Source organism: Parapedobacter luteus, from assembly GCF_900168055.1.
GTDB lineage: Bacteria > Bacteroidota > Bacteroidia > Sphingobacteriales > Sphingobacteriaceae > Parapedobacter > Parapedobacter luteus.
The window spans coordinates 217,183-239,654 of record NZ_FUYS01000003.1; the positions used below are offsets into that span (position 1 = coordinate 217,183).

General features: G+C 47.5%; 20 protein-coding genes and 1 tRNA gene. 10 read left to right on the forward strand and 11 right to left on the reverse strand.

The genetic code is table 11. The annotated features are described in order from the left end of the window. Window positions 1–187: 187 nt before the first annotated feature. Window positions 188–703 (forward strand): RNA polymerase sigma factor, encoded by a 516-nt coding sequence (locus B5X72_RS07480; RefSeq protein ID WP_079716212.1) that lies wholly within the window; start codon window positions 188–190, stop codon window positions 701–703. Then, a complete protein-coding gene (locus B5X72_RS07485; RefSeq protein WP_079716213.1) occupies window positions 690–944 on the forward strand; it encodes a cytochrome b5 domain-containing protein in 255 nt (84 codons plus the stop codon). Before B5X72_RS07480 ends, B5X72_RS07485 begins: the two co-directional genes overlap by 14 nt. A gap of 21 nt (window positions 945–965) precedes the next feature. On the opposite strand, the gene B5X72_RS07490 is transcribed toward B5X72_RS07485, so the two are convergent. Continuing rightward, on the reverse strand, window positions 966–1,886 hold the full coding sequence (locus B5X72_RS07490; protein WP_079716214.1) for a PfkB family carbohydrate kinase: 921 nt from the start codon (window positions 1,884–1,886) through the stop codon (window positions 966–968). A 219-nt stretch (window positions 1,887–2,105) separates the two neighbouring features. On the opposite strand from B5X72_RS07490, the gene B5X72_RS07495 reads away from it, so the two are divergent. The 5 genes from B5X72_RS07495 (at window position 2,106) to B5X72_RS20760 (ending at window position 9,214) form a co-directional block, all read left to right on the forward strand. Then, window positions 2,106–3,698, forward strand: a complete 1,593-nt coding sequence (locus B5X72_RS07495) for a tetratricopeptide repeat protein (RefSeq protein ID WP_217698108.1) — start codon at window positions 2,106–2,108, stop codon at window positions 3,696–3,698. Between the two features lie 230 nt (window positions 3,699–3,928). Then, entirely contained in the window at window positions 3,929–6,826 is a 2,898-nt protein-coding gene (locus B5X72_RS07500) for a TonB-dependent receptor (RefSeq protein ID WP_245826876.1), read from the forward strand. A gap of 126 nt (window positions 6,827–6,952) precedes the next feature. Then, window positions 6,953–8,008, forward strand: coding sequence for a phytase (locus B5X72_RS07505; RefSeq protein ID WP_079716533.1), 1,056 nt, complete (start codon window positions 6,953–6,955; stop codon window positions 8,006–8,008). A gap of 199 nt (window positions 8,009–8,207) precedes the next feature. Further along, window positions 8,208–9,041, forward strand: a complete 834-nt coding sequence (locus B5X72_RS07510; protein WP_079716216.1) for a universal stress protein — start codon at window positions 8,208–8,210, stop codon at window positions 9,039–9,041. Then, a complete protein-coding gene (locus B5X72_RS20760) occupies window positions 9,038–9,214 on the forward strand; it encodes a heme exporter protein CcmD (RefSeq protein ID WP_176146125.1) in 177 nt (58 codons plus the stop codon). The genes B5X72_RS07510 and B5X72_RS20760 overlap by 4 nt, the downstream gene beginning before the upstream one ends. Before the next feature lie 64 nt (window positions 9,215–9,278). Here B5X72_RS20760 and B5X72_RS07515 read toward each other — a convergent pair whose 3' ends face one another. From B5X72_RS07515 to mgtE, 5 genes are all read right to left on the reverse strand, one after another. Further along, on the reverse strand, window positions 9,279–9,455 hold the full coding sequence (locus tag B5X72_RS07515) for a histone H1 (protein ID WP_079716217.1): 177 nt from the start codon (window positions 9,453–9,455) through the stop codon (window positions 9,279–9,281). A 274-nt stretch (window positions 9,456–9,729) separates the two neighbouring features. Next, window positions 9,730–9,803 (reverse strand) — tRNA-Asn (locus tag B5X72_RS07520). A 114-nt stretch (window positions 9,804–9,917) separates the two neighbouring features. Then, window positions 9,918–11,006: a WD40/YVTN/BNR-like repeat-containing protein gene (locus B5X72_RS07525; protein ID WP_079716218.1), complete on the reverse strand. Its 1,089-nt coding sequence runs from the start codon at window positions 11,004–11,006 to the stop codon at window positions 9,918–9,920. Beyond that, the gene (locus B5X72_RS07530) at window positions 11,003–11,653 is read right to left on the reverse strand and encodes a hypothetical protein (RefSeq protein ID WP_079716219.1); all 651 of its coding nucleotides are present in this window, start codon (window positions 11,651–11,653) and stop codon (window positions 11,003–11,005) included. Before B5X72_RS07530 ends, B5X72_RS07525 begins: the two co-directional genes overlap by 4 nt. Then, the gene (mgtE, locus tag B5X72_RS07535) at window positions 11,650–13,026 is read right to left on the reverse strand and encodes a magnesium transporter (protein ID WP_079716220.1); all 1,377 of its coding nucleotides are present in this window, start codon (window positions 13,024–13,026) and stop codon (window positions 11,650–11,652) included. Before mgtE ends, B5X72_RS07530 begins: the two co-directional genes overlap by 4 nt. 776 nt (window positions 13,027–13,802) lie before the next feature. On the opposite strand from mgtE, the gene B5X72_RS07540 reads away from it, so the two are divergent. Next, the gene (locus B5X72_RS07540) at window positions 13,803–16,478 is read left to right on the forward strand and encodes a hypothetical protein (protein ID WP_139378587.1); all 2,676 of its coding nucleotides are present in this window, start codon (window positions 13,803–13,805) and stop codon (window positions 16,476–16,478) included. Window positions 16,479–16,501: 23 nt separating this feature from the next. On the opposite strand, the gene B5X72_RS07545 is transcribed toward B5X72_RS07540, so the two are convergent. The 3 genes from B5X72_RS07545 to sppA all read right to left on the reverse strand — a co-directional run bounded on the left by B5X72_RS07545 (window position 16,502) and on the right by sppA (window position 20,419). Continuing rightward, entirely contained in the window at window positions 16,502–17,692 is a 1,191-nt protein-coding gene (locus tag B5X72_RS07545) for a phosphoglycerate kinase (protein WP_079716222.1), read from the reverse strand. A gap of 100 nt (window positions 17,693–17,792) precedes the next feature. Continuing rightward, on the reverse strand, window positions 17,793–18,647 hold the full coding sequence (locus tag B5X72_RS07550; RefSeq protein ID WP_079716223.1) for a hydroxymethylglutaryl-CoA lyase: 855 nt from the start codon (window positions 18,645–18,647) through the stop codon (window positions 17,793–17,795). Next, entirely contained in the window at window positions 18,647–20,419 is a 1,773-nt protein-coding gene (sppA, locus tag B5X72_RS07555) for a signal peptide peptidase SppA (RefSeq protein ID WP_079716224.1), read from the reverse strand. The genes B5X72_RS07550 and sppA overlap by 1 nt, the downstream gene beginning before the upstream one ends. Before the next feature lie 169 nt (window positions 20,420–20,588). On the opposite strand from sppA, the gene folK reads away from it, so the two are divergent. Then, window positions 20,589–21,083: a 2-amino-4-hydroxy-6-hydroxymethyldihydropteridine diphosphokinase gene (gene folK / locus B5X72_RS07560; protein WP_079716534.1), complete on the forward strand. Its 495-nt coding sequence runs from the start codon at window positions 20,589–20,591 to the stop codon at window positions 21,081–21,083. Between the two features lie 6 nt (window positions 21,084–21,089). Continuing rightward, window positions 21,090–21,452 (forward strand): Hpt domain-containing protein, encoded by a 363-nt coding sequence (locus B5X72_RS07565; RefSeq protein WP_079716225.1) that lies wholly within the window; start codon window positions 21,090–21,092, stop codon window positions 21,450–21,452. On the opposite strand, the gene purS is transcribed toward B5X72_RS07565, so the two are convergent. Continuing rightward, on the reverse strand, window positions 21,453–21,704 hold the full coding sequence (gene purS / locus B5X72_RS07570; RefSeq protein ID WP_079716226.1) for a phosphoribosylformylglycinamidine synthase subunit PurS: 252 nt from the start codon (window positions 21,702–21,704) through the stop codon (window positions 21,453–21,455). A gap of 59 nt (window positions 21,705–21,763) precedes the next feature. After that, a complete protein-coding gene (gene pssA, locus B5X72_RS07575; protein WP_079716228.1) occupies window positions 21,764–22,441 on the reverse strand; it encodes a CDP-diacylglycerol--serine O-phosphatidyltransferase in 678 nt (225 codons plus the stop codon). Between the last annotated feature and the right edge of the window lie 31 nt (window positions 22,442–22,472).

Consider the following 22,472-nt stretch of genomic DNA (forward strand, 5'->3'; position numbering starts at 1 on the left):
AGCTTCTCATTAAACGACCAATTAGTCTTTTAGCACGATACTTGCGGCACTCACCGTGACACTAATAAACTAAAAAAGCAAAACGTCAGGTTTTTCATTACGTAAAAGCATACGCTCATTTATACTCATAAAATGTTTAACTCGGAGATTCAGGCTATAAACCTGGACCCCCTTAAACCGTAAAAAGATGACGAGATTTGAATTTAACACATTAGTGGTACAGCATACCGAATCGTTAAGAGGGTATGCGCTGCATTTTACCCGTGACGACGATGATGCCAATGACCTCGTACAGGACACCGTACTCAAAGCAGTCACTTACCATGGTCGGTTTAAAGAAGGAACCAACTTGAAAGGCTGGCTCTATACCATCATGAAAAACACGTTTATCAACAACTATAGGCGGTTTGTAAAAACGAGCACACTGGTTTCTCAATCAACCGAAATCCCCAATGCATACTTAGCCCATAGCGCCACAACAAATGCTGGCGAAAGCAAGTTTGTGATGGAAGATATCAAAGAGGCAATGACCGGCCTGGCCGACGAATATTATGTCCCTTTCAGTATGTATTTTGAAGGCTATAAATATCATGAGATTTCCGATCACTTGCGCATCCCTATCGGTACCGTAAAAACACGTATCCATGTAGCCCGGCGGATTATGAAAAAAGCACTGAATGCTTATAAATATGAGCGGGCATAGTATACCACAAAATCTCCCCTCATATTCAAAAGCACAATTGGCGCTAAGAAACGGCCAAGACAAACCCGAAATATGGATCGCTTACCATGGCTATATCTATGATGTTTCCAAGAGTCGCTTATGGTTTGGCGGCACGCATTATGAGCATTGGGCTGGGCAGGACCTTACGGACGAACTGGCGGATGCGCCGCATACCGATACGGTGTTTTCACGATTTAAGATTATCGGGACACTGATCTAACCTAACAAAGACCGCCGCAAATCAATTTGCAATATCAAACTTGGTAAGCTCAGTAAAAAGACGAAGACGTTCACTTATCGATGCGCTGTCTAATTCCCTTAAACGTTCAGCACCGAATTTTTCCACACAGAAGGAGGCCAAAGCCGACCCGAAAATGACGGCGTTCTTCATATTGTGGAATGTCAACGTTCCAACCTTCGCTAAATAGCCGATAAAACCTCCCGCAAAGGTATCCCCTGCCCCGGTTGGATCATAAACCTCTGCAAGCGGAAGCGCAGGCGCGGAAAAAATCTGTCCGTCGCCGAATAATAACGCACCGTGCTCACCTTTTTTGATAACGAGGTATTTGGGGCCGAGCTTCAAAATTTTTTCCGCGGCTTTCACCAAACTATATTCCCCGGCCAGTTGCCTGGCTTCTGCGTCGTTGACGGTAAGTACATCAACACTTTTCAATACCGTCAATAAATCTTCCCATGCGGTGTCCATCCAGAAATTCATGGTATCCAGTACCACCAACTTGGGCTTGCGCTGCAACCGGTTGAGCGTCGTAAGCTGAACTTGGGGAGTAAGATTTCCGAGAAGTAGGTATTGGCAATCTTGATAGCTATCCGGTACGATCGGGTCAAAATCGGCTAAGACGTTGAGATCCGTCACCAAGGTGTCCCGGCTATTCATGTCATTATGATATCTTCCCGCCCAAAAAAAAGTCTTTTCGCCTTTCCTGACCTGAACACCATCAAGGTTTATACCCTTCGACCGTAAAACATCCAGGTTGTCATCACCAAAGTCCTCACCAACGACACCAACCAATTTCACCTGATTATACAAATAAGCCGCAGCCAGCCCTGCGAAAGTGGCCGCACCGCCTACAATTTTATCTGTTTTGCCGAAAGGCGTCTCTATTGCGTCGTACGCGATGGTTCCGATGATGACTAAACTCATAATTCTTTTTATCAAATTTGGGCGCAAAGGTATGGGTTTTCAAGGGGATATAAAATATTGATTAAAGATATTTACTTCTAACAACACACGAATGAAACCCAAACTTAACACGTTATTAACATTGGCATTTTATTTTTAACCGTTTTTAATCAGCATTTAAAATTAGTGATATTGGGACGTATGTCACCTTTTTTCCCAAAGATATGCCTGCTACTTTGGGTGATTTTTCCATTAGTAGCCAATGCCCAGAAAAATAATCGTAATCAATTAGAACATACACGCACCCTGATTAAGCAAAATCCGGACGCAGCGTTCCTGCAGATCAAACGGATACTCAATGAGGCACTGGAGGAGCAAGATAATTACATCGCGGCCATGTGCTACGAGCAAATAGGTGAAGTATACTATTATCAGGCGGCGTATTCGCAGGCGTTGGACAATTATCACAAAGCCATCAAGTTTTTCCGGCAAGAAAAACATGCAGCAGAATTGGCCAATACACTTATCAAGGTTGGCGAAACACATTATTACAACCGTCAATATCCCGCAGCGCTGGAAATTTTTCAGGAAGCACTGGCCATCTATTCGGATTTGGACAACCATCGGGGCATGGCCGATGCCTATGGCCATATCGGCCAGGCGTACGAGAAAAGCCAACGCTATGAGGAGGCCACCAAGTACCAAAACCTGGCCCTGAAACAGCTTAAGCAGGAGGATGACCCCGTTGGCGTCGCCAAGATCTATGAAAATATCGGCAGTATCTATGAGGACAAACTGCAGCTCGACTCGGCCCTGCATTATTTTACAATGGCCTTGGAGCTTAATAGGCAGCATGGCAATCAGATGGCGCAGATCGAGGTAATCAACAATCTTGGTGATGTGTACCGAAAAACTGGGCAGTACGAAGCGGCCCTCGGGTATACCCGCCAGGCAGCGCGCTTGGCCGATACCCTAAACGAGCATTACCAGTTGGCTTCTGCATATCGCGACCTATCCAGGACGTTCGATTTGATGGGACGCTATGATAGTGCGTATTATTATAGTGAAGCCGGTCGGGATATTTTCCTTGACATTTTTTCCGAAGACAGCAAGAAGCAGCTCACCATCCTACAGACTCTTTTTGAGCTGGAACAAAAAGATGATGCTATCAACCAGTTTCATAAAGATCGCCGCATATACGGCCTGTTTACCGCAGGCGCCATTGTCATCACTGTGTTACTCGTCAGCCTCGGCATCAGCATCATCAGCCGCCAGCGTCTGAAGCTAAAAAACCAACAGCAGCTCAACGTGCAGAACAGCATGCTCTATGAGGCCCAGAAAAAGGCTCTTGAAACCGATCTGCACAACAAACAACTCCGGGAGGAAAATCTGCGCGGCGAACTCGAGCTAAAGAGCAAAGAGCTTACCAGCCATACTTTGCACCTCATTCAGAAGAATCAGCTCCTCGAAGAGCTGCGCGAAAAACTCACTCGCATGGTCAAGGACGATAAGCGCGACCAACGCAAGGAACTTAAGCAACTCCTGAGCCTCATCAACCTGAACAGTAACCATGACAAAAACTGGGAAGACTTCCGAACAGTGTTCGAGCGGGTGCACGAACATTTCTTCGACAGCCTGAAAAAGCACAGCGATGCACTCACCTCGACCGACCTGCGCCTAGCGGCGCTCCTGAAAATGAACCTCACCTCAGCAGACATCGCCACGATGCTGGGGATTTCCCAAAACAGCTTACGTATATCCCGCTATCGACTGCGGAAAAAACTGAACCTTGAAGACGGTGAAAACCTCAGCGCTTTCATCCAGCGCCTGTAAGGTTATGACCTTGCAATAAAATACTAGTAACATGAGGTTAACAGAAACTTAATAGCCATAAATCAGGAACACAATCAACTGACAAACAGATTATTAGACGACAAAAAACACAGCCTGTTGCTTTCCTGTCTATGCTCAGCAGACGCCTGTATACCTTTTGTTTACACACCATCGTTGGATGCCTAATCGGCTATCACCAATCTTTGTACCGGAAACAAAAAACAATTTTTATGAAACAAAAACGATTGCTATTTTTTGCATGCCCAATCACCCTCCCCTTGGATATGACAGCTATTCGCGGGATGATGAGACAGGTATGCTTTACGCTACCGCTGGTTTTATTGATTTCGATAACGGCATTTGCCCAGCAAAATGGCGTGATTTCCGGCAAAGTGATAGATGGCGCTACCCGCTTGTCCTTACCGGGAGCCACCCTCCGGGTCAATGTAGGCAACCGGTACACGGTTTCTTCGCAAACCGGTGAATACGAATTTCTCGGTGTGCCCGCCGGCACCTACGAGGTATTGGTAAACTATCTGGGCTATCCCTCGCAGACAAAAACCGTCACTGTAGCAGCCGGAGAAAACTCCAGGATTGATTTTCAGCTGGATCCCAGCGATACCCAACTTAGCGAAGTGATCATCATGGGTGACCGTCTGCGCAGCCAAGCCAGTGCTCTCAATCAGCAGAAAAACAATGCAAACATATCCAACGTGATTAGTTCAGATCAGGTTGGACGGTTTCCAGACGCCAATATCGGCGATGCACTCAAGCGGGTACCTGGTATCGCCATGCAAAATGACCAAGGTGAAGCGCGGGACATCATCATCCGTGGCTTAGCTCCCGAACTCAACTCCGTCACACTGAACGGGGACCGCATCCCATCCGCTGAAGGCGATAACCGCCGCGTGCAAATGGACCTCATCCCGGCGGATATGATCCAGACCATTGTAGTCAACAAGACGCTCACCCCGGATATGGATGCAGATGCGATCGGCGGTTCGGTCGATCTGATTACACGGGCCTCCCCTAACGGCCAGCGTATATCAGCGACGTTATCTGGTGGTTATAATCCCATTAGGGAAAAAGCGTTATATACAGGCGGCTTCGTCTACGGCAATCGCTTTGCTAACGACGCCATTGGCATAGTGCTCAGCGGCTCTTATAACAATAATGACTATGGCTCTGACAACATCGAGGCTACCTGGGTACAAGATAGCCACGGGAATACCTACGTCAGGCAACAGGATATCCGCAAATATGATGTGCAACGTATCCGCAGGAGCCTTTCCGGTGCGTTCGACTTCCGCCTCAGCGAAAACCATACCCTCACAGCCAACGCCATGTACAATTGGCGTGATGACCTGGAAAACCGGTTTCGGTTTCGGGTAGACAACGTCAGCCCAACATATAGTGAAAGCAACCCAACGCAAATAGTCGGATATACTGGCCGCGTAGGCCGTGAGCTTAAGGGCGGTGCTTCCGGCAGGAACAAGAACAGGCGCCTGGAAACGCAGCAGGTACAAAACTATTCCCTGCGAGGGGATCACCTGCTTGGCTCCTCAATCGATATGGATTGGGCAACCAGTTTTTCTACCGCATCAGAAAAAAAACCTAATGAGCGCTACGCCTTGTTCAGAAGCGGCGGATTTCCGGTTTCATTTAATGGCGACAACAATTTTCCGTTGTATAGCGTTAGCGGCGACCAAATGGGGCTTGGATTCAATGAAATAACGGAAGGAAATGGTTTTACCCGGGAAAAGGAGTTCGGTGCCAAACTGAATTTCAGAGTGCCGCTTTCGGTCATCGACGATCAAAAAGGTCGGTTGCGTTTTGGTGGCCGGTTGCGCCTGAAAACTAAAATCCGCGATGATGTCGCTTACGAGTATGAGCCTATTGACGAAAGTGCGTTTGCTTCTATCGGCAATGTGCAAACGGTGACTTTTGCCAAGCCACTTCTCATGGGCGATGCATTTGTACCCGGCACCTTCATGGCTCCCCAGTTTCTCGGCGGACTCGCCCTGACCGACGCTTCACAGTTTGAAGAAGAGGCCATCCCCGACGACTACTTGATGGAGAATTATGATGCCAGCGAGCGCATTTATGCGGGTTATCTCCGCTGGGATCAGGACTTTAGCAACCAGTTTTCGGTGATAGTGGGTGCCCGGCTGGAACACACCGGAATTAAATACACAGGTAATGTTATCGAAGATGAAGAGGATCTTCTGGGCACACGCACCATACAAAACAGCTACACCAATATCTTTCCCAATCTGACGTTCAAATACACGCCTGCCGAGTCGCTCGTCTTGCGGGGGGCATTCACCACTGCACTAGCGAGGCCCAACTATTATGCGCTCGCACCGTACCTTAGCGTCATTCCGGGGTCAGACGCCGAGATATACGCCGGAAATCCAGACCTGAATGCAACGTATGCGTATAACGGCGATTTAATGATCGAAAACTATTTTAAATCGATCGGCTTGGTGTCTGGCGGGATATTCTACAAGCGTCTCAATGATTTCATCTACACGTTTGTGGACCAGCAATACACCACCGATAAGTTTGCAGCGGATTTCCCTTCGGAAAGCAATCCAATCGCACCCGGCGAAACATGGCAGTTTACCCAGATGCGAAACGGCAGTACGGTAAACTTGTATGGGTTTGAGGTGGCTTTCCAGCGGCAGCTCGATTTTCTTCCCGGCAAATTTTTCCGCGGGCTTGGCATTTACGCCAACTATACGTATGTAGCTTCCAACGCAAAAGGTGTGACCGACGAAGACGGCAACGAAAGGGACGATATCAGTTTGCCGGGAACGGCTCCACACATGCTCAATGGTTCAATCTCGTGGGAGAATAGCCGCTTTTCCCTGAGGGCATCCGCTCATTATACAGCCGCTTATCTGGACGAACTGGCTGCTACCAGTTTTGATGACGCATATTACGATGAGCAGTTTTTCCTGGATGTCAACGCCTCCTACAAGGTACAACGAAACATGCGGATCTTTGCCGAGGCAAATAACCTGACCAATCAGCCATTGCGGTATTATCAAGGCGTTCGTTCACGTACCATGCAGGCAGAATATTATCGCCCCCGGTTCAACATTGGGGTAAAATTGGATTTATAGTCTTTAAACTTATATTGCACATTGGTACACCGCTGGCCCGGACTTTGGATAACATTGGTTTCCGGCCCATTGGTGTATGGTAAGCAGCAGTGGAAAATAAAAAAAATAATTAACCGACTTCACAACATGAACAAAACCCTTCATCTTTTAAGTGTGCCACTGACATTGACTCTGCTGGCAGGTTGCACAAGCCATGACGGTGTAAAGCCCTTGTACGTTACCGAACGCGTAGTACATGATACGGATGACCCGGCGATCTGGGTTAACTCGGCAAACCCGGCAGAGTCTCTCGTCATTGGTACCGACAAAAACGAAGACGGTGCCCTTTATGTATTTGACCTTAAAGGCCAGATCATCCACGACAAGACGGTTAAAGGCTTAAAACGGCCTAACAATGTGGACGTGGCCTACGGCCTTTCGTTGGGGGACATCACCGTGGACATCGCCGTAACTACGGAACGGATGACCCACAGCCTTCGCATCTTTACCTTGCCGCATATGAAACCCGTGGATAACGGAGGTATACCGGTTTTTGCCGGTCAAACAGGCCCAGAGTACCGCGACCTGATGGGCATTGCACTCTACAAGGCCCCTACGGGTGCCATTTATGCCATTGTGGGCCGCAAAAACGGTCCCACCGACGGCACTTACCTATGGCAATACCTATTGGAAGACGATGGCAAAGGCCAGGTAAAGGCTACGTTGGTACGCAAGTTCGGTCATTTCAGCGGGCGGAAGGAAATCGAGGCTATAGCCGTGGATAACGAGCTTGGCTTTGTCTATTATTCCGATGAACAGGTAGGCGTACGGAAATATTATGCCGACCCCCAAAAAGGCAATGAAGAGCTGGCCCTGTTTGCTACCGAAGGATTTAAAGATGACCATGAAGGCATCAGCATCTACAAAACCTCAGACAGTACAGGGTATATCCTCGTCTCCGACCAATCGGCCAACCGGTTTAAGGTGTACAGCCGCGAAGGCACCGCCGAAAACCCCCACGCCCATAGCCTGATTGCCGATATAAAAACCTCGACCAATCAAAGCGATGGCTCGGACGTAGTCTCTATCCCGCTAAATGCAGATTTCAAACATGGACTCTTCGTGGCCATGAGTGACGACAAAACGTTTCAGTATTACCGCTGGGAAGATATAGCCGGCAGGACACTAAGTGTCAACGAATAGCCTACCGGCAACAACATCTTCTTATCATAAAACGCCGTGGATTCCATGGCGTTTTTTGCTTGCTATCATTCATGCCGATGAGATAAGTAACCGAACAAAACAGGGGGAATGCCTGTTACTATAACATGAAAATGCTATCGCCATGGTTCGCTAGTAAGGAGTATCCATATCTTTATATCAATACAAAGTAATCCCGCTAATGGAAACAATTATCATTGCTACCGACTTTTCGGAATCAGCGACCAATGCTGCTCAATATGCAGCTTATTTGAGTGGGCCGCTGCGTGTCCATACCATCATTCTGTACCACTCCTATGACTCAGCGCCCCAAGCTACCGAAATCCCGTTGCCGGAGTCTAAAGATGCCGCGCTGGCGCATGAAAGCAGTTTAACCGCATTAGAAGCGACCGAAGCCAAGATGCAGCCGTTTATCAGCAAACATACATCCGTAGAAATTATAGCCAACGAACTTCCGATTGTCGTCGGCATCCAACGTTTATTGGATGAACGACGAGTCGGATTGGTCGTCACCGGAATAACAGGAAAAAGTAATTTGGAAAAATTTCTGATTGGCAGCAATACGATAGCCATAGCCGATGCATGCACCGCTCCCGTATTGGTGGTGCCCGAGCAAGTTGAATTCAAACCAATCGCGAAGGCTGTATTTGCCTGCGATCTTGACAAGGTCGACGATACCATGCCTGTCGGAACTTTGGCACAACTTGCCGACACCCTTGCGTTTAAACTGTTGGTGCTTAATATTGTAAAACCCGAAGCGGGATTCGATCCGGGTATCATCCCCGAACAGTACAAGCTCCATGGATTGTTGGACCGACTCAACCCTGAATATCACTATGTTGAATACAATGACGTTGTTGAAGGAATCATGAACTTTGCTGAAACCCAGCAAGCGGATCTGGTGATGACTGTTCCTAAACGATATGGTTTTTTCGACAACCTGTTTCACAAAAGTGTGACCAAGAAGCTGGCTCATCACACCCGCCTACCCCTATTGATATTCAAGCATGAATGAGTATAATAACGACGATGATGAGCTTTGGGATCGTGGCGCTGGTATTATTAGCAGTCATCATATTGATAGGCTGGCTGCTCCGGCGAAATAAGAAGGACAAGAAAGACCTGGCAAAGACGTTGAATCAATCTTCGCTAAATCCGGAGAACGATAAAAACACGGATAAAATCTAATCAGCGAAAAGCCCCGGAACCTATCTTGGCTCCGGGGCTTCAAAATGTATTCGGATACCCGAAACTACTTTGTGTTCTTAGCTTCGGTCACTGCGTTACGGATTTCCTGAGCTAACGCCTTTACTTTTTGCAAACCTGTACGCACACGCGTGCCGGCTGCGTTGTTTCCTTTTTCAAAAAATTTAACCGCATCTTCCTCGATGGATGCAATTAGCGATTTCAGTTCACTGTACTTTTCCATTTAATATTTGTGTTAGAGGGTAGAAAATGTATTAACGTCACAAGGATAAGCATTTTTTGTGCCGAAATCCCACATCGCAAAAAAAATTCGTCGATTTCTTTTTCTTAATATGCACTGCCAACATGCAATAGCCACTGCCGGAAGCTATCTGACAACGTTTTTGGTAAGGCCCGAAAGGAATAGAAAAGCCCGATTTGGAAAAGGACGGAAAGACGGACGGACTACGCGTATACGCAAAAAAGGCCTCTTTTTAGAAAGGCCTTTTAAGTTTCCGCTCCTCAGGCTGGGCTCGAACCAGCGACCCTCTGATTAACAGTCAGATGCTCTAACCTGCTGAGCTACTGAGGAGTGTTTTTATATCCCCGTTTTCGGGACTGCAATATTCGGAACTTTCTACCGAATAAACAAAAAATATTTTAAAAAATCCGCAACTCACTAACTATCAATACGGCTTCCCTACAGCTACTCAAACAGATAATCATAAGGATAAACAAGTATATCCCAGCTTTCCCCACCATCATCCGTAATGAACAGCTTATTCCAGTCATAAATTATCCCTCGCCTTTCGTTATAAAAATCCATCGCCATCCCCGACACGTCAATCCCGTGGGTACGACCCTCCAAGCGGATCCATGTTTGGCCTGCGTCGGTACTCTTGGCTACCCCATCGGCCAGTAAGGCATACACCACGCGCGGGGATGCGGCGTAGCACATCTTGATGCCGTTTTCGCCAATTGGCACAGGTACAAACGAATCGCCACCGTCGGTTGAATAAAGCGGCTGTCCGGTTTGAGGGTATACCAATAGCACATCACTGGCTATGGCTTCGATGGCTGGTTGATTAAGATGACCTAATACCGCTCCCTCCGACCAAGCCTGCCCTCCGTTTACCGTCTTCAGTACACGAACTGCATCGTGCGGTCCATACCGTTCCCTGTAGAGCAACCAACCGCTGTGATAATCCGCGAAATCAATGGCAAGCGCGATAGCATTATTGCGTTTCAACACCAATTCATGGCTCGCTTCATCCAAGTTTACATGGTAAAGTAACATCCGTATATCCATTCCTGCATGGTACTCGGCCAACACCCATAAAGCGCCATCGGGACCAACGACCAGTTGGACAACAGAAAGTGTTCCTGATATCAAATCGTCACCCTCGCCAATGGACATCTCATGCACTTGCCATGTAGCCCCCATATCACTTGAATGACGCAACACAACCGATGTGCCTTCCGCCGCGGCATACACAAGCAAACCTTCCCCAAACGCTGCCGTATGCGCGTCCCACAGCCATGAAGACGGATTGAAACTAAACGACTTGAATCTATTGCTTGTCGAAAAACTGCCCTTTTCCGTAATTCCTCGGATTTGGTTACGTTCATCCAAACATGCATAGACTATACGATTACCCTGTATCAACGCGCGGACGTCCGGGTTCACAATAGGCTCTGCAGGATACAATCCCAACAATGTACCGTCGCCTTTACAGCTAAACAGCAAGGACGCCACCAAGAAACCTATCCCAATCGTTTTACCTGAGCTTATCATAACTCCAGAATTATGCCCAAAGAAAGGTTAATAACATTGAAATTGAAGGGATACGAAGTCGGCGTGATATAACCAGCAGCCACATCGTCATTCATGACCTTTTTTTCAACCTTTAGCCGGGGATAAAAAAACTCGTAGCCCAGCTTTACGTAAAACTCCCGATACTGCATCCGTAGCCCCAGCGCTTGTGAAATGCCTGAACCTTTCAGGTAATTATCCGAAAAAGATACACGTTCTCCATCGCCAGCAGCCGCGCTTTCAGCATCGTAATTTGCCACCCAGTTGAAGTCGATAGCAAAATAAGGGAAAAAAGTTGTTTGGCCGACAAAAAACGCATCGTAACTTGCTTGACCGCCTAAGCGTATGACACGCAAATGCTCGGTAGTCCACTCATCCAATTCGTTAAAGAACAGCTTTATCCCGGTCTGTGGCCGTAGCCGAAGCCGCCCCTGATCCGCCACGGAGAATGCCGGACCGAGCGTCAAATTTATCCCCCCAGGGAATACCGATCGCAGGGGTGCATCGCTGAACCTTTCGACCCCGCCTTCCAACTCCAAGAAAACAGGCGATTTTTCCTGGGCAGAGAGCTCGCTTATAAAAAACAGCAACCACGCCCATCCTATTCGGTACTTGGTGAAGCAAATCATAATAAAACACCTGTAAGGACAAGCGTAGCCACGGTGAAATAGATAATTAAGCCGGTCACATCCACGAGTGTAGACACGAACGGCGCCGATGAAGATGCCGGATCAGCCCCGAGTTTGCGGAGAATAAAAGGCAACATCGAACCAACCAAAGAGCCCCACAGCACGACACCAACGAGCGACAAGCTCACAACCGTGCCTACGAGCAACCAATATTCGCCGTATTCCTGAGAAAACGCTTGCCAAGTACATATCCGAATAAAGCCCAACGCACCAAGTATCAAGCCAAGCAACAAGCCAGAGAGGATTTCGCGTCGCATGACCTGCCACCAATCAAGCAAAGTCACTTCGCCCAAGGCCATCGCTTGAATAATCAATGTGGAAGCTTGCGAACCACTATTGCCACCACTGGAAAGAATCAACGGCATAAACAAAATCAATACCGCGCTTGCCAATTGACTCTCGTAATGCTCGAGCACGGTTGCCGTAAGTAATTGCCCAAGAAACAGTACAATCAACCACCCAGCCCGCTTTTTCACCAGGTGTAAAATAGACACGTCCAGATAAGGCTCATCCAGCGCCTCAGTACCCCCTATCCGCTGCATGTCTTCGGTATATTCTTCGTTAGCCACCCAAAGAATATCGTCTACCGTGACTATACCCAACATGATCCCCTGTTCGTCGATAACAGGAAGCGCCACCCGGTTATTCATCCGGAATACATTGATAGCTTCTTCTTGCGGATCATTCGCATTGAGCGCAATAAGCCGATTATCAATTAGATCTTCGACCGTGGTTGCAGGGTCTGCTAATAAAATGTCTTTAATCCGGATATCATCAAGGAGTTTGCCGTCCTTATCAATGACATAGAGCACGTCGATGGTCTCGGATGCCTTCCCGTACTTGCGTATATGGTGTAATACGCGGGTGATGTCCCAATGCTGCTTTACGGTGATATAATCCGGCGTCATCAGCCGTCCGACGCTGTCCTCCGGATAGCCCAATAACGCCAGTGCCTCTTTGCGATCAGCTGGTGGAAGAAGGATGATTAGCTGCTTCACCACATCGCCTTTCAGCTCACTAAAAAAAGCCGTTCGGTCATCCGGCGGCATCTCGTTAATGATCTCCGAAATCTTAGGACCGGAAAGCTTCTTAAGAATGCGTTCTTGGGTAGGAAAATCGAGGATACGAAATACGTTTACCGCCCGGTTGATACTCAATGTTTCAATGAACGTTGGACCATATTCCGGCAGCTCATCTATCAACGCTTCCACCTCCGAAATATTTAACTCATCAAGGTGTTCTTTGAGCTGTTGTTCGTTGCCTTCGGCCAAAAGCAATTCGGTTTGTTCTACCAGCGTATCCAATTCGTCCATGGGCCCTCCTAAGTTAACGGTATTCTACATCGGTGAATGATTTTGCTTGCAAAAGTCGTCTTTTTAAATGAAAAGAACGAACAAGTGGACGTTAAAAAAACGCCCGCAATCCAATGATTAAAATATAAAAAAACAACCGCGAACAAGACAAAGTGTCAGCACGAATCGCCCCGATATCGAGTGAGCTTTAAATGCATTTAGTGAGCCTTTGCGGCCTTGCGCAAAAGTCCCAAATAACCTGCGGCAAACCGGCGACGCCACCCAGTTATAATTACAGGGCAACACCGCAGGTGCTGCTTAAGCGGCTGCTCAATGTATCAACACCTATCGGCAATCTCCCCGCTTGCACCGGCACACCGTTAAAAATTTTGACCACTTACTCGAAAAGATAGTGTAGATTAGCATGTCCTCCACATCATGTAGCCCACAGAGCTTCAGGCATCGGTTTTGGGGGATTTTCTTCGTTGTTTACATACATGAAAAACGATAATATTGCAAATATGATAGCCAGCATTAACAACTATTAATCAGTATTTAACTAAAACTATATAAAGAAATAAATTAATTGCGAACACTAGCTCAACAATCATTTATACCAAAAAAATTAGCAACCCGCAATAAATCCAATGAAAAATCACCAGTACGTATTTACAATCAATATCTTATGTTTATTAACATTATGTTTTTATTCACATAATGGTTTTCCTCAGGTTTTTAACGCCGACCAATACCCACCAAGTGTAAAGTGGAGGCAAATCAATACCGAAAACTTCCAAGTGATATATCCGTCCATTTTCGAAGCCGGCGCCCAACGGTTGGCTAATGACTTGGAAATTCTTCGAGAACGGGTAAGCGAATCGTTGGGAGTAAAACCCCGGAAAATTTCCATCATCTTGCAGAACCAAACTGTAGAATCCAACGGAAACGTCCAGCTAGCCCCCCGCCGTTCGGAGTTTTACACGACCCCTCCCCAGCATAGCGACTTCCAAGATTGGCTCAATAATTTGGCTATCCACGAGCTTCGACACGTTGCGCAATTTGACAAATTGACAGGCTACCTGCGCGCACCTTTTTTTGAGCAACTCGCACTTGCCATTTACGGTGCCAACTTACCAGCTTGGTTTTTTGAAGGCGATGCCGTCCTAACCGAGACCAAGCTTTCCCTTGCCGGCCGGGGACGCCTGCCCTCTTGGGAAATGCCCTTCCGGACAAATCTGCTCAGCGGCAAAAAATACAGCTATCAGAAGGACTATCTGGGATCGTTGAAGAATATCACGCCGGGTTTCTACGAGCTTGGTTATTTCCTTACCTGGCAACTTGAAAAAGCGTATGGTGCCGATATACTCGACAGCCTGATCACCCGTATCGCCAAGCTTCCCATCCGCCCATATAATTTCAGCAGTTCACTTAAGAAATACACGGGCTATAACACCAGGCAGTGGCACGAAAAAACAAGAGAGGAACTGACCCAACGATGGGAACAACAACTAATCGAAAATGCTCCCGAGGATTACCCCGTATTTCCCGACAAGCAAGCAGGCAAACCAGCAAGCTGGCTGCTGCCCCGAAGGTTAGCTGATGGCCGCGTCATGGCCCTCCATCAGGATGTACACCGGGTGCCAGCCATCGTCATACTGGACACCGCCGGGCGGCAGGATGAAGTCGCAAAAACCGGCCGGCAGACGGACCCTCATTTTTCGTATGCTTCCGGAAAGGTCGTCTGGGATGAACTCAGGCGCGACAAGCGTTATGGCAAACGTACCTATAACGTCATTAATCTTTATGACCTTGAGGCGCGGTCGTACAGACAGCTTACACGAAAAAGCCGCTATTTCTCGCCCGCCCTGCGCCCTGATGCAAAGCAGCTGATCGCAGTCTCGGTAGATGAGGATAATGCCATAAGCCTCGTCCTCCTGGACACCGAAAGCGGCCAGAGAATCGCTCGGTTTCCATCACCTGAAAACATCCAACTACAGACACCAGCTTTCGACCAAACAGGCACCAAGGTTATTGTCACGGGCGTATCCCGGCAGGGCGCAGCCTTGATTGAGCTGGACCTGCCTTCCGGCTCATACCGCATGGCGCTCCCCTGGCAAGCCCAGCAGATCGAACGGCCAACCTACGCAGACAACCGGATTATCTTCAAGGCGCACTACAACGGCATTGATAACCTCTATGCCCTCGATACCGCGGCCAATACGATTTACCAACTTACAAACGCCCGATTCGGGGCTTTTAATCCGTCTGTCGATACCTCGAGCAACCGAATATTGTTCAACAATTACCAACTCGACGGGTACCGGATTAGCCAAGTGGAGCCAATTACCTCGAAATATAGCGATTTTAAGCCGCTAACGCAGCCAAACCACACCTACACGGACAATGACACCACCTACTTTGAGAAATGGGCTTCAAAGCCCTATAAAGGGCTGAAAAATATATTCAACTTTCATAGTCTCTCGGTAGACAATGACAATTTCGACAACCTCGATGACATGAAGCCCGGTGTTTACTGGCTTTCCGATGATTTGCTGAATACTACACAACTCCGGTTGGGTTATGTTTACGATGGTGATATCCGCAGCAGTGAGTACCTTGCTTCGGTGACCTACCAACGCTTCTTTCCGAAGTTCTCGTTGGAATACCTCAATCGGGGACAGGTAGGTGCAGCGAGGATTACCTCGGGCGGCCAGGAAGATGTGATCGGCCTGCGGTGGCGCGAAAATACGGCAACACTGACCATGGATATTCCGTTCGTTTTCTACCAACGCAACCATGTAATCGCCTCCGGCTTCAGCACCGCCACCTCTTATACACAACGCTACAACTTAAACGAACCGCAATTTGAGAACCGCTTTATCGATCGCATCCAATTCCCGATGCACTATCAAGTGTATTTCAATCATAGCACCAGACAGAGCATGCTGGACCTCGCTCCTCGCTGGGGGCAACATCTCAGCATTACTTATCGGCATTTCCCTTTTGACAACCAGGTTTCAGGGCAGCTTCTGTCTTTGCGCACGGCGTTTTACTTTCCTGGACTTTGGCGCAATCACTCGCTACTGGCTCGATTTAATTACCAGCAACGAAATGGGACGTACCAAATGGCTAATGATATTCCGTTGGTAAGCGGCTATGACCAATTACGCCCGCTACCGGTGGACAACACGTTATTGGTAAGCTATCGATTTCCGATAGCTTACCCGGACTGGTCTATCGGTCCCTTGGCTTATATCAAACGTTTCAAGGGCGGCTTCTTTGCCGATTTCCAAAATGTACGGGCCGGAAACGCATTCCAGCCTCGTACGTTTGGCATTGAATTCCGATCGGATATGAATTTATTGCGCTACTACCTGCCAAATTTTGACATTGGCATTAAACTGGTCTATGCCAATGAACCAAATCCGAGGCGACGTGTTTTTGCAACGTATGGCATCGGATATAGTTACTAAAAAAGCGGCTTGCGCCGCTTCAGTTATTCGTTTATTGCCTTTACTCCCGGGAGCTCTTTACCCTCCATGTATTCCAGCAACGCACCGCCGCCGGTACTTACATAGCTGACATGCTCCGTCATCCCAAACTTGCTCACGGCGGCAGCAGAATCCCCACCACCGATAAGCGAAAAAGCCCCTCGCTCTGTAGCTGCCACCACCGCGTCAGCCACGGCCTTGGTACCTTTCGCAAACTTATCCATTTCAAACACACCCATTGGACCGTTCCACAATATGGTGTTGGAGGCCTGAATAACCTGGGCAAAATGTTCTGCCGATTCCTTACCGATATCCAGCCCCATTTTGTCCGCAGGAATCCGGTCATTCCGGCCATCGTAAGCCGGCGAATCGGGTGAAAATTCGTCAGCAATCTGCGAATCGGTGGGCAACACCAGATTAACACCTTTTTCTTTGGCTTTTTTTACCAAATCATTTGCTAGATCCAGTTTATCCAGTTCGACTAATGATTTCCCAATCTCTCCACCGCGGGCCTTCACGAAAGTATACGCCATGCCTCCGCCAATAATCAGGTTGTCGACTTTTTCCAGCAATGCCTCAATAAGCTCCAGCTTATCGGACACCTTTGCGCCTCCCATGATGGCTGTAAATGGACGTTTTGGGTCATTCAATACTTTTTCGGCGTTGCCAATCTCGGCGGCCATTAAATATCCAAAATATTTAGCTTCAGGAAAAAACTGTGCAATTACCGCCGTGGAGGCATGGGCGCGATGAGCGGTACCAAATGCGTCGTTTACATAAACATCACCGAGCTTCGCCAGCTTTTCAGCAAAGGCCGCATCGCCCTTTTCCTCTTCTTTGTAGAAACGAAGATTCTCAAGAAGCAGTACTTCTCCAGGCTTTAGTCCCTCCGCCTTTGAGTAAGCTTCCGCACCGATGCAATCATTAACAAATTGTACATCCACCCCCAATACATGTGAGAGGTGGCCAACAATATGCTTCAAAGAGAACTTCTCCGAAGGGCCATCCTTAGGCCTACCAAGATGAGACATCAGGATGGCTGCACCGCCGTCGTTTAAAATCTTCTTAATCGTGGGCACCGCCCCTTGAATGCGGTTGTCGTCAGTAATGTTGTACTGCTCATCTAGGGGAACATTAAAATCCACCCGTATCAATGCCTTCTTGCCGGAGAAATCTAAATTGTCTATGGTTTTCATATTAATCGTTCAAAGTATTTGGGCTAACAAAGCTAATATAAGTATCGGCAAAAATTCAAGAAATTGCGAGTTTTTGTTTCTGCGCTCTTAAATCCGCCACCTATGCAAACACGTTCGTGCTATATTGTATCGCTTGGGCCCAGGCGTCCATATCCAACTGGGTGGCTATACCTCGCTCGTATAGCACTTCCAGCAAAGTCTCCGTGGCGATGTTACCTGTAAGCTTGTCTTCGGCCATTGGACACCCTCCGAATCCACGCAATGCCGTATCAAAACGTCTACACCCGACATCCAGCGCAGCCCGAAGCTTGTCACGACTGGTATCCGGTGTACTGTGTAAATGCAATCCCAGTTGCACGCCCGGAAATGCCTCGGCGATATAGGTGTATAAAGCAGCGATGCTGGCCGGCGTAGAATTGCCAATTGTATCGGCAAGCGCAAAGTGCCTCACCCCCAACGCTACCAGTTGGTCCGTGTAATCGGCTACAATAGCGGGGCTCCAGGCATCCCCATATGGATTGCCAAATCCCATGGAAAGGTATATCAGTGGAGTTTTACCATTGACGTGACAAATCGCTACAACCTGTTTTACGACTGACAATGCCTGAACAATGGTGCTATTCGTATTGCGAAGCTGAAATGTTTCGGACACCGAAAAAGGGAATCCCAACAGACCAACCGCATCATGGCTAACAGCTGCTTCGGCCCCCCGTATATTGGCCACTATAGCCAACAGGTCAGTCGTACTGCCGGTGGTATCCAGCAGGCTAAGTACCTTCGCGGTATCACGCAGTTGTGGGATGGCCTTCGGCGAAACGAAACTACCGAAATCCAATCGTTCGAACCCCACATTCAGCAGCAATTGTATATACGTTGCCTTCACCGATGTTGGAATAAAGCGGTGTATTCCCTGCATTGCATCGCGCGGGCACTCCGTTATCGCAATGTTTTTCATCAGTAAATTTCTAGTTCAAACGGTAGCCGGGCTTGTATACCCCGCAGCTGAAGTGCTGACTTCACTTGCTCATAAAACCGATATTGCTCACCAAGTTGGTGCCGGGCGAACCATGCACCGATTCGATCCGTAGTGTTGCCTAACAAGGATTCAAAGGGCTGCTTAATGGCCGGATAAGTGACTATCCGGAAATCATTTAGCCCTGCTTTGTTAGCCGCAGCAGCGATGGCATCGTCAATACTTCCCAAACGGTCTACCAACCCAATGGCCAATGCTTGCTGTCCGCTCCACACCCGGCCCTGTCCGATACTGTCTACCCGCGCTTTGGATAAGCCCCTGCCGTCGGCCACCCGTTGAAGAAAAGTGTCGTATATCCGTTCAACTTCCCGTTGAAGAATATTGAATTCATCGTTGGAGAGTGGCCGATCAAACGTGGTCAGCATATCGGCATATTTACTCGTTTTGACTTTATCATAGGTTATACCCAATTTGTCGTTATACAGTCCCTGTAAATTAGGTATCAGACCAAAGACCCCGATAGATCCTGTAATCGTGTTGGGCTGCGCAAAAATCGAATCGGCAGCAGCAGCGATATAATATCCACCCGACGCGGCTACATCCCCCATCGAAACAATAATCGGTTTTTCCTGTCTCAACAGTTCGACCTCCCTCCAAATCACGTCCGACGCCAATGCACTGCCTCCCGGTGAATTAATGCGAAACACAACAGCCTTCACTTTGTCGTCGCGGCGCACTTTGCGCAGTTCACGAGAAATCCGTTCTGAACCGATGATTTCATCTCCCCCTTCGCCGGAAACAATTTCACCGACAGCATAAACCACGGCTATGCGATCCCGTATTGATGCGCTCGCCACCTGCGGTTTGGGTTTGTATTTTGTAAGCGAAACCGCGCTGATGTCTGCGTCTTCACTGATGTCCAACAATACCTTCAACTCACTTAGTATTTCGTCTTTGTATTTTTTGCCGTCGGCCAATCGACGCGTTATCGCGTCATCCGCATTGCGAACAGCGTACTGGTCGGCAATGGCACGCAATGAATCGGGGCTCAGCTTTCGGCTCTCCGCTATTTCACCAAGGAAATGATCGTAGATGCTGCCTATAAACGACTCGACCTGCTCGCGGTTTGCGGTGCTCATCCTATCCAATGTATACGGTTCTACCGCACTCTTAAAGGAACCCACCTTGACCACTTGCGCCTCAATACCGAGTTTATCGAACATCCCCTTCAGGAACATCGTCTGGGAAGCAAGCCCTCGGAAATCAATCGTCCCTTCCGGATTAACATAAATCCGATCAGCAGTCGATGCCAAGTAATACGCCCGCTGCGTATAAAGTTCGCTGTAGGCTATGATAAATTTACCCGACTCCTTAAAATCCAGCAACGCATCCCGAATCTCTTGCAACGATGCGAAACTAGCCGATACCACGGAAATATCTAAATAGATGCCTTTGATGCGATCATCGCTTTTGGCCGCCTCAATCCGTTTCAGAATGTCATCCAACCCTAAGTTTTTTGTAAAAATAAATCCGGGCACATTGAATCCATCGAACGGATCCGGCATTGTACGCTCAGTAATCTCATGATTCAAATTTATAATGAGTAGTGAGTTGTTGGGAATCTTCACCTCTCTGTCGGCCCCCACACTACTTATCATCCCCCCAATGATGATCAAACCAATAATAAACAATAAGACAAATGATAGGATAATCCCTGTCACCGTAGCCAATACGTACTTAAAAAATGCTCTCATGCTTTGAAATTCTTGTGTCAAACTTAGCCAAACTTGACCGGATATACAAACATACCTGTTCAGTAAGCCCTTGGATTTGACCATGCAACGGAAAGATAGTTACAATTGCTGATCTTTTCATTATTTTTGCCGGATAGGGCCTAACAACATCAGTTTTTAGAACATGCCAATGCCGGTTGACGCAGACACATATCTTTTATTGGGCACAAATATGGGCAACAGAATATTGCTTTTGCAGCAAGCCCGTAATGAAATTGCCCAAGAAATAGGGAGTATTGCAAAAATGTCTTCGATATATGAAACCGCAGCCTGGGGCAATGAGGACCAACCGAACTTCCTTAATCAAGTCGTACTTGTGACTACGCCACTGCAACCGCATCTATTGTTGGAAAAAATAAATGCAATTGAGAAAAAATTGGGCAGGCAACGCGTTAAGAAATGGGAATCAAGACCGATAGATATCGACATTTTATGGTATGCGGACCAACTTATAGACGAGGTTAATTTACAAGTACCTCACATGCACCTCCCAGACCGAAGGTTCGCATTAATCCCACTGCAAGAAATTGCCCCTTCACTGATTCACCCTGCATCAAAAAAAACGGTCACCGAAATGCTGAACGATTCCCCTGACCGATTACCCGTACATCTTTATAAACAATAGATACATATGAACAACATGAACTTTGAACAAGCCAACATGGACTATCTGGAGGATCTATCCGGAGGCAATACGCAACTTATCAAAGAAATCCTTGAGCTTTTCATCAAACAGACGCCGCCCGACATTGAACTCCTTTCTTCATATATCCAACAGAACGACTGGGAAAAGGTATACAGACAGGCCCACCATATTAAGCCCACGCTAGCTTATGTCGGTGCAAACGGCATGCGCCAGGAATTGCAGGAAATAGAAAACCTTGCCAAAAACAGGCAAGGCCTCGACTTAATACCCGAAAAATTTAACGCATTACTACCTAGGCTGGAAACGCTCTATCAGGAATTGAAAACGTATCTGGAAACCTTAGAGTGACTAAATTGCCTTGATTTCAAAGTCGTAACTTTCCATAATCAAGTTTGCTAACAGTTTTTTGCATGCCTCATCTACTTTTTGGCGAGCGGTGTCCTCATCTGGCGCCTCCACTTCCAATGTGATGCGTTTACCAATTCTTATATTACTTATTTCGGTCAATCCTAAGTTTTTCATACTTCCGGTCACCGCTTTTCCTTGAGGATCCAAAATTTCCTTTAAGGGCATCACATTGATCTCTGCCAAAAAATTCATAGACTAAATAATTTTGAAGGCTACGATGACCCGCGCAACATGACCCTGCCGCGGGTATTTCATGCCATTTGCTTAAAATGAATATAAGAAAACAAAAAATACAATACCAGCACTGCCGGAATAGCCGCAAAGTTAAATAAACCAACCAATACTGCGCTCAAAATTATAAAAATGAATTTCCAGCGATTTTTCCGCCAAGACAAGGACTCCAATTTTAATGAAAACAGCCTGATATTGCTCACAAGTAGCGCACTCGTTACAACGATGCTACCCAGCAAAAACAACGGGTGATAAACGCTACCGCTGTAAGCCTCTCCGATGAATGGCAGCGACACCACATAAAAGGCATTCATTGGTGTGTTAAGTCCAATAAAATCTGTCGACTGGCGTTCATCAACGTTAAATTTGGCTAAGCGGATTGCCGAAAACAGGGTAACAAGAAATCCCAGGTAAGGCAGGTATTCGGCGGTAGGAAGTGCTACACCGAGCATATAATAAAGCACTGAACCGGGCACAAGGCCGAAGCTCACGACATCGGCCAACGAATCCAGCTCTTTGCCTACGGCCGACCGCACATGCAACGCTCGCGCTACCAACCCATCAAAAAAATCGAAAACCCCGGATAGTAAAACACAATACGCTGCCACATCAGGCCGGCCGTCCAAAGCGAACGTAACCCCAACACAACCGCTGAAAAGGTTCAGGCAGGTAATAGAATTGGGTAAGTGTTTCTTCATAGTGGATGGCTGTAACATGCCATGGTGCTAC

What these genes read in the sequence shown, in the direction of transcription:
- B5X72_RS07545 (WP_079716222.1), bottom strand. Translation starts at nt 17,692, where the DNA reads ATGAAAACCATAGACAATTTAGATTTCTCCGGCAAGAAGGCATTGATA.
- B5X72_RS07490 (WP_079716214.1), bottom strand. Translation starts at nt 1,886, where the DNA reads ATGAGTTTAGTCATCATCGGAACCATCGCGTACGACGCAATAGAGACG.
- B5X72_RS07485 (WP_079716213.1), top strand. Translation starts at nt 690, where the DNA reads ATGAGCGGGCATAGTATACCACAAAATCTCCCCTCATATTCAAAAGCA.
- B5X72_RS07550 (WP_079716223.1), bottom strand. Translation starts at nt 18,647, where the DNA reads ATGAAAAACATTGCGATAACGGAGTGCCCGCGCGATGCAATGCAGGGA.
- B5X72_RS20760 (WP_176146125.1), top strand. Translation starts at nt 9,038, where the DNA reads ATGAGTATAATAACGACGATGATGAGCTTTGGGATCGTGGCGCTGGTA.
- B5X72_RS07510 (WP_079716216.1), top strand. Translation starts at nt 8,208, where the DNA reads ATGGAAACAATTATCATTGCTACCGACTTTTCGGAATCAGCGACCAAT.
- B5X72_RS07525 (WP_079716218.1), bottom strand. Translation starts at nt 11,006, where the DNA reads ATGATAAGCTCAGGTAAAACGATTGGGATAGGTTTCTTGGTGGCGTCC.
- mgtE (WP_079716220.1), bottom strand. Translation starts at nt 13,026, where the DNA reads ATGGACGAATTGGATACGCTGGTAGAACAAACCGAATTGCTTTTGGCC.
- purS (WP_079716226.1), bottom strand. Translation starts at nt 21,704, where the DNA reads ATGAATTTTTTGGCAGAGATCAATGTGATGCCCTTAAAGGAAATTTTG.
- B5X72_RS07530 (WP_079716219.1), bottom strand. Translation starts at nt 11,653, where the DNA reads ATGATTTGCTTCACCAAGTACCGAATAGGATGGGCGTGGTTGCTGTTT.
- B5X72_RS07565 (WP_079716225.1), top strand. Translation starts at nt 21,090, where the DNA reads ATGAACAACATGAACTTTGAACAAGCCAACATGGACTATCTGGAGGAT.
- B5X72_RS07515 (WP_079716217.1), bottom strand. Translation starts at nt 9,455, where the DNA reads ATGGAAAAGTACAGTGAACTGAAATCGCTAATTGCATCCATCGAGGAA.
- folK (WP_079716534.1), top strand. Translation starts at nt 20,589, where the DNA reads ATGCCGGTTGACGCAGACACATATCTTTTATTGGGCACAAATATGGGC.
- pssA (WP_079716228.1), bottom strand. Translation starts at nt 22,441, where the DNA reads ATGAAGAAACACTTACCCAATTCTATTACCTGCCTGAACCTTTTCAGC.
- sppA (WP_079716224.1), bottom strand. Translation starts at nt 20,419, where the DNA reads ATGAGAGCATTTTTTAAGTACGTATTGGCTACGGTGACAGGGATTATC.
- B5X72_RS07500 (WP_245826876.1), top strand. Translation starts at nt 3,929, where the DNA reads ATGAAACAAAAACGATTGCTATTTTTTGCATGCCCAATCACCCTCCCC.
- B5X72_RS07505 (WP_079716533.1), top strand. Translation starts at nt 6,953, where the DNA reads ATGAACAAAACCCTTCATCTTTTAAGTGTGCCACTGACATTGACTCTG.
- B5X72_RS07480 (WP_079716212.1), top strand. Translation starts at nt 188, where the DNA reads ATGACGAGATTTGAATTTAACACATTAGTGGTACAGCATACCGAATCG.